The organism is Paenibacillus farraposensis, assembly GCF_020736845.1.
GTDB classification, from domain to species: domain Bacteria; phylum Bacillota; class Bacilli; order Paenibacillales; family Paenibacillaceae; genus Paenibacillus; species Paenibacillus farraposensis.
The window spans coordinates 20,233-33,021 of the sequence record NZ_JAFFQR010000064.1; the positions used below are offsets into that span (position 1 = coordinate 20,233).

At 48.3% G+C, this 12,789-nt stretch carries 15 protein-coding genes; 2 read left to right on the forward strand and 13 right to left on the reverse strand.

Annotated elements, in window-relative coordinates:
• Window positions 1-113: 113 nt before the first annotated feature.
• The 12 genes from JO375_RS09710 to JO375_RS09765 all read right to left on the reverse strand — a co-directional run bounded on the left by JO375_RS09710 (window position 114) and on the right by JO375_RS09765 (window position 9,947).
• Window positions 114-917: a SpoIIIAH-like family protein gene (locus JO375_RS09710; RefSeq protein WP_229524278.1), complete on the reverse strand. Its 804-nt coding sequence runs from the start codon at window positions 915-917 to the stop codon at window positions 114-116.
• 60 nt (window positions 918-977) lie between these two features.
• Window positions 978-1,619 (reverse strand): stage III sporulation protein AG, encoded by a 642-nt coding sequence (gene spoIIIAG, locus JO375_RS09715; protein WP_229524279.1) that lies wholly within the window; start codon window positions 1,617-1,619, stop codon window positions 978-980.
• 16 nt (window positions 1,620-1,635) lie between these two features.
• On the reverse strand, window positions 1,636-2,400 hold the full coding sequence (gene spoIIIAF, locus JO375_RS09720; RefSeq protein ID WP_229524280.1) for a stage III sporulation protein AF: 765 nt from the start codon (window positions 2,398-2,400) through the stop codon (window positions 1,636-1,638).
• Window positions 2,401-2,437: 37 nt separating this feature from the next.
• Window positions 2,438-3,628, reverse strand: a complete 1,191-nt coding sequence (gene spoIIIAE, locus JO375_RS09725) for a stage III sporulation protein AE (RefSeq protein ID WP_229524281.1) — start codon at window positions 3,626-3,628, stop codon at window positions 2,438-2,440.
• A 12-nt stretch (window positions 3,629-3,640) separates the two neighbouring features.
• A complete protein-coding gene (gene spoIIIAD / locus JO375_RS09730; RefSeq protein ID WP_229524282.1) occupies window positions 3,641-4,030 on the reverse strand; it encodes a stage III sporulation protein AD in 390 nt (129 codons plus the stop codon).
• Between the two features lie 8 nt (window positions 4,031-4,038).
• Window positions 4,039-4,242, reverse strand: coding sequence for a stage III sporulation protein AC (spoIIIAC, locus tag JO375_RS09735; RefSeq protein WP_010345636.1), 204 nt, complete (start codon window positions 4,240-4,242; stop codon window positions 4,039-4,041).
• 12 nt (window positions 4,243-4,254) lie between these two features.
• A complete protein-coding gene (gene spoIIIAB / locus JO375_RS09740) occupies window positions 4,255-4,773 on the reverse strand; it encodes a stage III sporulation protein SpoIIIAB (RefSeq protein WP_229524283.1) in 519 nt (172 codons plus the stop codon).
• The gene (gene spoIIIAA, locus JO375_RS09745; protein WP_229524284.1) at window positions 4,766-5,761 is read right to left on the reverse strand and encodes a stage III sporulation protein AA; all 996 of its coding nucleotides are present in this window, start codon (window positions 5,759-5,761) and stop codon (window positions 4,766-4,768) included. The genes spoIIIAB and spoIIIAA overlap by 8 nt, the downstream gene beginning before the upstream one ends.
• 404 nt (window positions 5,762-6,165) lie before the next feature.
• Window positions 6,166-7,419: an aspartate kinase gene (locus JO375_RS09750; RefSeq protein ID WP_229524285.1), complete on the reverse strand. Its 1,254-nt coding sequence runs from the start codon at window positions 7,417-7,419 to the stop codon at window positions 6,166-6,168.
• A 198-nt stretch (window positions 7,420-7,617) separates the two neighbouring features.
• Window positions 7,618-8,175, reverse strand: a complete 558-nt coding sequence (efp, locus tag JO375_RS09755; RefSeq protein ID WP_229524286.1) for an elongation factor P — start codon at window positions 8,173-8,175, stop codon at window positions 7,618-7,620.
• Between the two features lie 33 nt (window positions 8,176-8,208).
• Window positions 8,209-9,282, reverse strand: coding sequence for a M24 family metallopeptidase (locus JO375_RS09760; RefSeq protein WP_229524287.1), 1,074 nt, complete (start codon window positions 9,280-9,282; stop codon window positions 8,209-8,211).
• Window positions 9,283-9,362: 80 nt separating this feature from the next.
• Window positions 9,363-9,947, reverse strand: a complete 585-nt coding sequence (locus tag JO375_RS09765; RefSeq protein WP_229524288.1) for a YqhR family membrane protein — start codon at window positions 9,945-9,947, stop codon at window positions 9,363-9,365.
• Between the two features lie 398 nt (window positions 9,948-10,345).
• On the opposite strand from JO375_RS09765, the gene JO375_RS09770 reads away from it, so the two are divergent.
• Both JO375_RS09770 and JO375_RS09775 read left to right on the forward strand, forming a co-directional pair.
• The gene (locus JO375_RS09770) at window positions 10,346-11,338 is read left to right on the forward strand and encodes a DUF1385 domain-containing protein (protein WP_229524771.1); all 993 of its coding nucleotides are present in this window, start codon (window positions 10,346-10,348) and stop codon (window positions 11,336-11,338) included.
• A gap of 7 nt (window positions 11,339-11,345) precedes the next feature.
• On the forward strand, window positions 11,346-11,666 hold the full coding sequence (locus tag JO375_RS09775; protein WP_229524289.1) for a hypothetical protein: 321 nt from the start codon (window positions 11,346-11,348) through the stop codon (window positions 11,664-11,666).
• A 133-nt stretch (window positions 11,667-11,799) separates the two neighbouring features.
• On the opposite strand, the gene JO375_RS09780 is transcribed toward JO375_RS09775, so the two are convergent.
• Window positions 11,800-12,789 carry a patatin-like phospholipase family protein gene (locus JO375_RS09780; RefSeq protein ID WP_229524290.1) on the reverse strand — a complete coding sequence of 330 codons (990 nt, stop codon included), beginning with the start codon at window positions 12,787-12,789 and terminating at the stop codon, window positions 11,800-11,802.

Consider the following 12,789-nt stretch of genomic DNA (forward strand, 5'->3'; position numbering starts at 1 on the left):
TTGCCGGTTGCTGATAACATTGTTGAAACAGCTTTATGTATTATATCACAATCATTAAAAATGGAAAGAGCCCGGGATTATGCAGATATCCGGGCTTTTTCACGATTTTTGTCTTATTGTGTAACATACTGCACACTGATTTTGTCCTGCGTTACGTTCAGCTCCTTCATGACTTTATCGAGAATGGTCACCGCTTGTTTCGCATCCAATTTCTCACTCAGCACGACTACTTTATATTTGTCAGCGTCTTCCTCACGGACAACCGCATTGGCAAATTGCTGCTGAAGCTCCTCTTCAATTCCGGTAATTTTTGCCTGTTTGTCTTCCAGTACATGCAATTCTTTTTGCGCCTCCGCCGCTTTCTTTGGTGAACTGTCGTTCATTGCAGTCGTTAGCTCGTCATTTTTCTTCTGATTTTCCACATCCCGTTCCAGCAAATAGTTATCAATGACAGCTGCTGCTGTAGGTTTAGCTTCTTGTTCAGTTGCCACTTGGTCAAGCACCTGCTGATCGGTTTTGGCTGTAGAGGCCTTTTTATCTCCACTTTTGGCTGTTGCATCCGTTTGGGCCGCAGCCGTATTTGAAGCTGATGCAGACGACTCAGCAGATGGAGCAGCTGCCGTATCTTTATCCGATTTTGAGGCTTTTGTTCCGGTGTCTGACTTTGAGGTAGAAGCTGTCTCGCCATTGACCTCCCCATTCGTCACCACTTCATTCACTTTCAGCTCGTTCATTTGTTCTTCTGCCTTCGTCGTAGCTTCCTGTGCGGTATCCTGCTTAACCTTGGTCACCTGCTCACTGTCTGCCACCGGCGGATTTGCCGGGCTTGAATCCTCTGTAAACAAATAATACGCAGACAGTACAACCATTAAACTCAGCATGGATACCAACCAGACGGTTTGTCTTTTATTATTCATGTTCTGTCCTCCAGATTCATTAATGGTAAAAATATTAATGGCTTGCCTCTGCAATCCTTATTATCCCTGCTTGCGCGGCACAACCGATATTTTGTAAGAAGGCACGTTAAGCCCCTTTTGCACAGCGTCAATAATGAGCTGTTTCACCGTCGGGTTTTCTGCCCCCCTGGCCACAACGAGTACTCCCCTCACCTGCGGCTTTACTTTTTTGGTAATAATCGGGGTGTGCTTGCCGCCGGATGATTCATAGGTGACTATTTCTCCATCGCGTGTATATTGGGTGGTATGCCTTTGGCCTCCATTGGCGTCTGTTTCGTTATTCTCCTCCTGCATATCCTTCACATTGCGCTGAACAATAATTTCTTCGGTGGAGTCTACGGTAACCATGACATCCACTGTTCCTACGCCTACAATTTGCTCGAGCATCTGCTTCATATTGTCCTCAAAAACCCTCTCGATACCTGTAAAAGCGCTTCCTTCCCCTGCCGCTGTCTCTAGTACGGTCTCATTTTTCATGACGCCAGGCGGTTCACGCCCTACGTTTTCCGGATCTACTTTTTTCACATTGACGAATGAGTTAAAAAGCATAATGGCAACACCGATCAGACCCAGAATAAGCAGCCAGCGAAATGAATTGAACCTTTTGGCTCCCTCCTCCCCTCCCCCCATCCATTTCTCCAGTTTTTTTAACCATTTGCCCATTTCTGCTCACCTCCTGTTACCATTTTTGTGTTCCGTTCTGCGCAAGAAACACCTGCACTTGTTTGCTGTCAATCCCCCATTTTTCCCACAACAACCCTGTTATTAAGCCAAAAGCTTGCTTGCTTGTTGCCGTTGCCTCTTTAGCGTTTTCATTACGGGTATTCTCTTGTGCATCTTTATCCTGATCGGAAGCATTCGCCGATATTGGCACTATGCGGATATTTACCGTTTTTTCAGCTACAGGCTCGATCTTAATGGGCTTGGAATCCGCACCGGGCGGGGCGTCCGTGTTTTTATGTTCATTTGCTGCCCGCTGCTCTGCTAATTGGACCACTACAGACTGAATGCCTGTTTCTGCCTTTAATCCCGATTCCTTCTGTTCGATCTGTGCGAGTGTGACTTGTACCGAATGAATGGGTAAGCCGGTATACTCCTCCAGCTGGGCTTTCATTTCCTTGGCTACCTCATTGCCAGCCCATTGCATGGAGTTCTGCTCCTGCTGCTGCTTCAGCTTGCTGGCTTTTGCTAGAATCTCCTCCAATGTCGGCTCTCTCTGGTTCATCTCCGCCTGGCGTTGAAGATCAAAGGCCTGCCCCAAAATTTCAGAGGGACTGGTGCTCAGCAATCGTGCGATCGGCGAAAGCAGCGTCAGCAGTATGAGCAGACTGAGTACGAGCTTGACATACCTTTCCATGGATCGGCTCGGTAAGATCATATCGACAAAAGAAGCCAGTAGCACAATCAGCACCAGTTCCTTGAGCCATCCTCCCAGCCAGGTCACGTCATTCCCCTCCTTCTGTTGGATTCCATGCAGTCGCTCACCTCATCATGACCGTCATATTACCTGCCGCCAGCAGCACTGTAATCGCAAGGAAGGACATTAAGCCCACGGACGCCAGCGCCGCAAAAACATAAATCATGCTTTTGCCAATCGCATCCAGACATTCCACAATGGGTGTTTCACCCAAAGGCTGCATGATAGCGGCCGTCACTTTATAAATGAGGGCAAGCGTCAGTATTTTGAGGGCAGGAAAAGCGCACAGGAACAAGATGATGATGACCCCGACCAGGCCAATGGCATTTTTTACAAGCAGCGAGGCCGAAATGACCGTATCTGTCGCATCCGCCAGCGCTTTGCCAACCACCGGAATAAAGCTGCCTGTAATATACTTGGCTGTCCGGATCGTTAATCCGTCGGTAACCGACGACGTCAAGCCCTGCACCGAAATGACTCCCAAAAAAGTCGTCAGCAGCACCCCCAGCACCCCTACTGCACCCTTTCGCAGCAAATCGGCCAATTGAGTCAGCTTATACTTCCCTGTCAGCGAATTGACCAGGTACAGCACGGCCGAAAAGAAGAGCAGCGGGAAAACCAGCGTATGAATGACCGCCCCGACCGTGTGAATCATAAATACGATCAACGGATGGGTGACAGAAACCGTGACGACGTTTCCCATCGAGGCCAGCATAGTAAACAGCAAAGGCAGCATCGCCATCATGAATTGAATCATGTTATCAATGGCTTCTTTGGCATAACCAATCGCCACACTAAAGCTGTTAATGGCCAGAATGATAATAACCATGTACACGATGGCATAGGCGACTTTGCTGACCTGCTTGCTTTCAAAAGCGCTTTGCAGCGTTTCCAGCACCATGCTCATAATGCTGAGCATGACAATCGTGACGAGCAGCTTGGCATTGACCCGGATTTCATGGATGAAAAAATCAACTATAGCGCTGAGTACACTTTTTATACTGAACCCTTCGCCGCCCGGAAGAAGCATGTCCATGAAGGAAGGCATTTTTTGATCAGGGAAAAATCCGCCATACTGCTGCATTAATCCATTCCAATAGTGTTCAACCTCATCTTTGGGCATTTGCTGCGCCTGTTGTTTGATCCATTCGCTGGAAGGTGTGTCAGCAAAGATGACCGCTGCTGAGGCGCACCAAAGACATAGCAGCAAAACCGCAATTACTTTGAGATTCGGCATGCCCCCCAGCCTTTTCATGGCATCACCCCCTCAGGCGGGCATCAGCTTCAGAATTGTGTCAATAATTATGCTGATAATCGGGATGGCAAGCACCATAATGAGTACCTTTCCCGTAAGCTCAATTTTGGAGGCCATGCCGTCCTGTCCCGCATCCCGCACGATCTGCGCTCCAAATTCGGCTATATAAGCGATACCGATAATTTTCAGTACGGTTTTAAAATAAATCATGTCCATGCCTGAAGACCTGGCCAGTCGCTCCAGCACGGCAACTACTGATCCGATCTTGCCAATCAGCAGCAAAAAGATGATGACGCCCGCAGCGGTTGCAATTAAAAAGGCAAACATTGGCTTCTGTTCCTTAAGGACCAGGATGAGGATTGTGGCAATGAGGGCAAATCCCACCACCTGAATGATTTCCATGTATCCACCTACTGAAAAAGAAAGATTGATTTGATCTCTTGCAGAAGGTTATCCAGCATTCGTACCACCATGAACAGCACCACCACAAAACCGATAACCGTTACCCAATGGGCCATGTCTTCCTTTCCCATTTGCTTAAGTACGGTATGAATCATGGCGATAATAATGCCAATTCCGGCAATCTGGAAGATCGCGTTCACTTCTAAATTCATTCGAGCACCCCGCTAATAGATCAAAATGACGATCAATGCTCCGATCAGCAGTCCCAGGCTTCTACTCATGCGCTCGTATCTTACCTGATCTGCCTGCGCCTGCGCTTCTTCATGGGATAGCTGCTGGATAGTCAGCGCAATGTGCTTGATCTGGTCTTCACGGTCGCTGGTTCCGAGGCTGTATGCAAGCTGCCGCATTGCTTCCTTCTCAGCCTGCTGCATAGCGGAACGGCCCCACGAATCCTCAATCGCTTGATGCAGGCTTTCTTTGGCGGTCAGGCCAAAAGAGGGGTGCATCCGGCGTGAAGCTTGCATGAACAAGGTACGCAGCGGCTCTCGCAGCGGCTCTCCCGTCTTGGCGAAAGCATCCGGCAGCGGGGACACCCCATAGGAAACCTCGGTGGTTAGTCTTTGCAGCGCGAGAATCAATTCCCTGATCTGCCGCGGCCTCATCGCAAACTGCCTTGCCCGCTGCCAGCCTGCCAGCGTTGCAGCCAATAGGATCAACGCGGCCCCCAGCAGCTTAAGCATAGGATAGGCCCCCGTTCTGTCCTTCTCCGGGCAGTGTCAGCCTGCGCTGCTTGGCATCTGCCAGCCGGAAGGAGACGCCCCGGCTCGTCCTCTCCAGCATGACATAGAGCTGAAACAGCTCCTGCCCTGCTGTTAATCCGGCAAGAGCAGTACGAGTCGCCAGATCGGCTACATCACGGCCGTGTGCAGAGGCAATAACCGTGATACCCGCGTGAAGCGCTTCACGCACTGCCTCGGCATCCTCGGGCCGCCCGATTTCATCGACAATGAGCACATCGGGCGACATCGAGCGAATCATCATCATCATGCCTTCTGCTTTCGGACATCCGTCCAATACATCGGTCCGGGGGCCGACATCAAAACCGGGCACGCCCTTGTGACTGCCAGCAATCTCGGAGCGCTCGTCTATGATGCCGACCTTGAGTCCCCTTCGCCGTCCTCCACTACTGTCCAGCCCTCCATAGCTTAGCTGCCGGGCCAAGTCCCTAAGCAGTGTCGTTTTACCATGCTGAGGCGGGGACAAAATAAGCGTATGCCGGATTTTCCCGGACTTTCGCTCCGCTACATAAGGCAGTATCCGATCAGCTATGCCGGGAATTGCCCGGGCAATTCTTACATTAAAGCTGCTTATATCCCTCAAATGCTCTACTCGTCCTCTACTGAGCACGGTCCTTCCCGCCAACCCTATACGATGACCGCCAGGAATCGTAATAAAGCCTTTGCGAAGCTCTTCCTCCATGGTATACAGGGAATGATTGCTGATAAAATCCAGCAAACGACGGGCATCCTCCCGGTTAGGTTGATAGGCTTCCACATGATTCAAAGTCAGCCTGCCTGCGGACGTTACAAAATGATGTTCCCCATTCGTGTTAATTTCCAGCGGCCTTCCTTCCCGGACTCGAATTTCTTCCAGTAGCTTAAATACCGTTTCTGGAAGATTTTCGAGTATACCGTGCAACGGTTCGGGAAATAATTCCAGCCATTCCATATCGATGCCGCCCCCTCACAGTTGTCCTTTTTCTTTAAGACAAGTCTATGGCTGACTCTCGCTTTTTATGCCGAAAATATATCGAAAACCGAGACAATGATTCCACCGCTGTGATCAACGTTTAACAGGTATTCTATTCCTTTGCTCAGCCTACATTGCTGCATTTGCAGAAATCAAAAAAGGGCACCCCAAAGCCTTGTCAGCTAAGGGATGCTCTTCGACAGTGAAAGATAGATTTACAGCAAAAAGAGGCTGCCCCACAGTCATACTTACTTGGGTGGACAACCTCTTAACCTACTGCCATATTCTATGATTAGGAATCTATAAATAGAAAACATATAGTTTACCAGCCATGACCTGACCACACAACCTTGGCGCACAGCCATTTATAATAGGGGACTTGGTTATCGGCGGTCCTTCGGTCCACCTACAAATGCTTGCTCTTCAGTATCCAGATTGTACGCTGTGTGCAGCGCCTGAATCACATTATGCAGCTTACCTGCCTCAATAACGCACGATACTTTGATTTCAGATGTACTTACCATTTTAATACTAACGCCCTGCTCTGCCAAAACGGAAAACATCTGCGCTGCAACCCCAGGATGGCTGACCATGCCTGCGCCTACAATAGAGACTTTTACCAGGTTTTCCTCAGACGTTACTTCACGGTATGGAAGCTCTGCGCGAATTCCTTCCAGCGTTTTCAGTGCTGCTTCACGGTCCGTTAGAGCTACTGTAAAGGAGAAGTCTGCTTTGCCCGCTTCAACGCCGCTCTGTACAATAATGTCTACGTCAATTTTGGCTGCTGCCAGTGTTCCGAACACTTTTGCTAACACACCAGGGATGTCGGCGACGCCCAAAATGCTGATTCTTGCCACATTTTTATCATATGCAATCCCACTAACTACAACGCCCTGCTCCATAACTGCATCCTCCTTTACAACCGTTCCTTCATTGTGGGTAAAACTCGAGCGCACAACCAACGGTACCCGATTATGTTTGGCATATTCTACTGCACGGGGATGCAATACAGCCGCACCCAGATTAGCCAATTCCAGCATTTCATCGTATGAAATTTCTTTCAGCTTGCGTGCAACCTTCACAATCCGTGGATCTGTGGAATATATGCCATCCACATCTGTGTAAATTTCACATGCATCCGCCTGGATCGCGGCAGCCAGCGCTACCGCCGTCGTATCAGAGCCCCCGCGTCCCAGAGTTGTAATTTCTCCGTCAGCAGACATCCCCTGAAATCCGGCTACGACGACAATTTTGTTGCTGCTCAATGCATCCAGCACGCGCTGGGGATGAATATCCGTAATTCGTGCCCGGCCAAAGTCAGATTCTGTACGGAATCCAGCTTGCCATCCCGTAAATGATACCGCTTCATGACCCAACTGCTGAATAGCCATCGACAATAATGCAATCGAAATTTGCTCACCTGTTGTCATCAGCATATCCAGCTCGCGTGCAGGCAACTGCTCATTCAGCAATTTGGCCTGGTCGATCAATTCGTCTGTCGTGTCTCCCATTGCGGAAACGACCACTACACATTGATGCCCTTCACTCTGTTTCTCAACAACGCGTTTTGCCACACGCTTCATGCGTTCCGTATCTCCGACGGAACTGCCTCCGAATTTCATGACATACAAAGACAACGATATTCACTCCTTCAGACTCAACAGTATGTAACCTTGAGATGGCATCAACCGACTCGAACGTGACATCCTGCGGCATAACTTTTGTACAGTATAATACGAAAGTACTGTGCGGAGCCAATGTTTTTTCATTTTAAGTTTTTACAAAAATATCCTCTGCCCTTAACAGGGCAGAGGACATCTTAAAGCTATACTCAATTATGCGCGGGACATGTATTTGCCGTCACGAGTATCAATCAACAGGACATCATCTTGGTTGATGAACAAAGGAACCTGAACATTCAGACCTGTTTCCAGTTTGGCATTTTTGGTCGCGCCTGTGGCCGTATTCCCTTTAATACCCGGTTCTGTTTCGGTTACTTTCAGTTCTACGCTGGTAGGCAGGTTAATACCCAGAATTTCTCCGTTATAGCTGACAATATTTACATTCATGTTTTCTTTCAGGAAGTTCAGCTCCCATTCCAGTTGTTCACTGGACAATGTAAATTGATCGTATGTTTCGTTGTCCATAAATGTATGATCGTCTCCGCTTGCATACAGATAAGATACACCACGATTTTCAATTTGTGCACGGCCAATCGTTTCACCTGCACGGAATGTACGTTCAACTGTGTTGCCGTTACGCAAATTTTTCAGTTTGGAGCGTACGAATGCTGCTCCTTTACCCGGTTTTACGTGTTGGAAATCCAGCACCGTAAAAATATCTCCGTCTACCTCGACGGTCAAACCTGTTTTAAAATCATTAACGTTAATCACTAAAATACCCCTCCTACAGGACTGTTATCGTTATCAAACGACTGTAAATTCTTTGCTTGAGTGTGTTAATACCTTGATGCCGCTATCTGTAATAACGATATCATCCTCAATCCGCACGCCGCCCAATCCTGGTACATATATACCCGGTTCAATCGTTACGACCATACCTGGCTCCAGAATATCGTCACTCGCCTTCGACAGACGTGTGGATTCATGCACTTCCATCCCCAGACCATGACCTGTGCTATGACCGAAATGGTCTCCATAGCCATGGCTTGCGATGATATCGCGAGTCAGTGAATCCGCTTCACGACCTGTCATGCCCGGCTTGATATGTTCCAGTGCGTTAAGCTGCGCCTTGAGCACAATATCGTAGATTTCACGCAGCTGAGGCGCCAAATCCCCTTGTGTAGCTACGGTGCGTGTCAAATCGGAACAGTAGCCATCCAGCAATGCGCCAAAATCAAACGTAATCAGTTCGCCCGCCTGCACCAGCTTGTCGCTGGCTACGCCATGAGGCAAAGCCGAACGGACACCGGATGCGACGATCGTGTCAAATGAAGAAGAAGTAGCACCTTGTTTGCGCATGAAGAATTCCATTTCCAGATCCAGCTCACGCTCGCTGACACCTGGTTTGATGTAAGGTAAAATGTGTGCAAATGTAGCGTCTGCCAAATCTGCTGCCCGCTGCATGATTTCTAGCTCTTCCGCATCCTTGTATACCCGCAGCTTTTCCACAATGCCCGACACCGGAATCAGCCTAGCAGGTGACAAATCTTCGCTGTAAGCTTTGTGCGTCGCTACAGATACATCTTCCTGCTCAAAACCTGTTTCACGAATCTGATGGGAGGACAGCAATTCTTTCACGGTTTCCATGACCTGTGCAGCGTGCTGTATCACCGTAAAGCCCTGGGCCTGCTCGGCTGCCTGCGTCATATAACGAAAGTCGGTCAGCAGATAGCTATGGGATTCAGTTATCAGCACATAACCTGCCGAGCCTGTAAAGCCTGTCAAATATCGGCGATTGACAGGGCTGGTAATCAGCATCGCTCGCAGGTTATGCTCGCCCATCGCCTGCCGCAGCTTTAACACCCGGTCATTCTTCATCTTTCATTCCGCTCCCCCCAGTCAAATAACCAAATGCTATTTTAACACAGGGGATAGGCGCTTGAGAAGTTTTTGTTACATTAGTCCACAGCTTTGTTAGGCTCGCGCATTCTTTCATCCGTATACTCTACAGCGACCGTATATCCAATAAACAAGCCCCACAGTAAAAACACGCAAATTTCAGTATATAAGGAATTCCATGTTAATCGATAAGGTGGGTTCATCATTCCGAGCTTGGGACCTGTTAATACAAATAAAATTGCCCACCAGACCAGACCATAAACAATACCGGGCACGGGTCCATTAAGTCGGCGAAACATCAGTGTGTACAGTAATGACGCGATAACGGATAGTCCGATAAAAAACAGCAAACCTACCAGATGCCCTGCCATTGTGTTCATGAACGAGTGCTTGAAAAACGGCTCTGCCAAAAAGCCGGGGGCCACAATCGTAAAATGGAGCGTATAAAACAGCCAACGCAGCAGGCCCCAGAGCAAACCTGCAAAAAAACCGAGCTCAAGTGCATAAGGAATGAGCGGTGTATGTATCTTGCCTGACTGTTGTCCGCCACTTTTGCTGTCGCGATGATGGTTGCGCTGGTCCTGGGCTTGACGGGATTCCTCCTGATCCTGTCTTCCCTTGGGTACAGAATAGGTTTCACTCATGACGCTGGTTCCCCTTTCATGTTGCAAAACTTTTTGACATTATGGAAAAAATGAATTTCCATTTGGATTTGTGCATCATTTTACAGGTAGTATGCTCCAAAGGGATGAGTTTAACACTGACGTTAGTGAGTTCTTGTTCATTACTCCCCCACTCAAAACAAATGGAGCGGCGGGTAGCAGCGGAAAGCTTGGGAGAAGCGTTGGCGTTCGCCTTTATTCACGGATTTTAACCTCTACATCTTTTAATCAATCAAAAAAATCCGGGAATAACAGCGATCAGAAGGATGATCCGAGCTTGAAGCGGTCTATGCCCCACCTATTCATTTGCCACAACTAGATATTCCCTTCCAAATTCGATACAATATACAAAAAAGCACGTAAAAAGAGAGGTGAGACGGTTGTCACAAGCATCCAAGCCTGTAAGCTACGGCGGTCAGGCCGTTATTGAAGGGGTCATGTTCGGAGGCAAGCGTGTCAATGTTACGGCAGTTCGCCGCAAAACCGGCGAAATCACATATTTGGAAGTACCGCGCAAGGAACTATCCTGGGCATCCAAATTCCGTAAAATACCGCTGTTGCGCGGTATTGTAAGCATCATCGATTCCAGCGCCAAGGGTACCAGGCATCTAAATTATTCAGCTGATGCCTATGCGGAGGATGAACTCGATCCAGAAGAACGCGCGCTGCAAAAGGAAAAAGAAGAGTCTCGCTGGAGCTTGAGTATGATCATAGGCGTGGCCGCGGTTGGGATTTTATCCTTTTTGTTCGGCAAAATTGTGTTAACACTCGTTCCGGTTGTCGTGGAAAACTTCCTGTTTAAAAATTTATTCCACAGCCAGATTCTGCATAATCTTGCCGAAGGAGCGATTAAGCTGATTCTGCTGCTTGCTTATTTATGGGGAATTTCTCAAACTCCTATGATCAAACGACTGTTTCAATATCATGGGGCGGAGCATAAAGTAATTACCGCATTTGAGGCAGGGGAAGAGCTCATTCCAGCCAATGTGCAAAAATACAGCCGACTGCATTATCGCTGCGGCAGCAGCTTCATTATGCTCACCGTGATTATCGGGGTACTCGTCTACTCCTTATTTACGTATGATAGTTTGTGGGAGCGTATGGGACAACGGCTTTTGCTGCTTCCGGTCGTGCTGGGGCTTTCTTTTGAATTTCTCAAGCTCACCAATGCCCTGCGGGAAATTCCGGTACTTCGTTATTTGGGTTATCCCGGTCTGTGGCTGCAATTGCTAACCACCAAAGAACCAACCGATGATCAAGTGGAGGTATCCATCGCTTCATTCAAGCGTATGCTTGAATTGGATGCCGAGCTGGAAAAAGTACCTGCAAAGGAGACCCTGAACAGCCCGGTCCTTGATCCTGTGAAAGGATGAGTAAATGATGAACAGACATGCGCTTATTTTCTGGCTCACCCTCGCTTTGGGTGCATACGGAATTGTCAATATGGTATGGAATGGAGGAGCAGGTGTTCTCCTTAGTTTACTGGTTCCTGCCCTGGTTTTCACCGTTATTTTTCTATTGTACAAATTTTCACCAGGACGAGGCGGCCGAGCCCCCAAAATCAAGCCTTCTGCACGTACAATGGCCAAAACAGCCAACGCACGCCAGCAGCAAACTTCAAGCAAGCGCAAAACGTATCCTTTTCATGTTATTGAAGGTTCTAAGGGCAAAAATGAGGAAGAGCAGCCCAAGTATCACTAAGCAGGTCAAAATCTTATAAGCAGTTAGTATAAAAGGAGCCGCCCCCGTGAAAAAGCATGGCCGGGAAGAGGCTCCTTTTTTATCTTATAGATCCAGTTTTAACTCCCGGTGAATGCTTACTTCATGGCATACTCTATTTCATAGCATACATCGTATTTTTCATCAATTGGTACTTGCTATACTGCTGTTGATAAGTCGTAATGCTCCATTTGTGGAAAAAGGCTTCCCCTGCCTGCACACCGGAAGTATACAATAACTCGCTCTGCTCTGGAGAGATGTTGAATTGTGCGGTACGAATGCCCAGCGTCGGGATTTTAATTGTCCGGTACCGGTTCTCCTGCTCAATATAACGTTCATCGTGTGCCGATAGCATCGTATCAAAAATAGCCTGCAGCATTGTTAATGGCCCCCGGATATAGGAAACCTTGGTTTCTGTTCCCGTCCGGCCGACCATCTGAAATCCGACCGTTGGAATGGCTTTGGCTTCACGTTCGTTGACAGGCTCATCAAAAAGCCACAGGGGCAAATTGCTTAACAAAGCTCCATCAACAACAAACACAAATTGCTGGGAAAATGTTTTCCCCTTGGCTAATGCAGAATCAAGCCTTAACATGACGGGGTCAAAAAAATATGGGATACTTGTGCTCATTCGAATGGCCTTGGCGACCTCGAGCGAAGAGGGATTGATACCAAACCGTTTGATATCCTCAGGGAGCACCAAAATGCGGCCATTCGTGATGTCTGATGCAATAATACGCAGCTTGCCAGGGGGCAAATCCGCGAACGTACGCACGCCCTTGGCCCGCAACAGCTCACGTACCCAGTGCTCCAGTGCTTCCCCTGAGTAGAGCCCTTTTTTCAGGAAGACGCGAGCAGCCGGTCCAATCCACTTGATGTTAAACACACGAGAACGACGCAACAACTTGACCAAGGGGGTTTTCTCAATGACGGCTTTCATTTCATCAGCCGAGTATCCTGCAGCCAATAAAGCAGCCACAATAGCCCCCGATGATGTACCTGCTACACGGTTGAATACAATTTCATTCTCCTCTGCAGCCTTTACTGCACCCGCCAGCGAGATACCTTTAACCCCTCCACCCTGGAACACAGCATTGATCAGCAT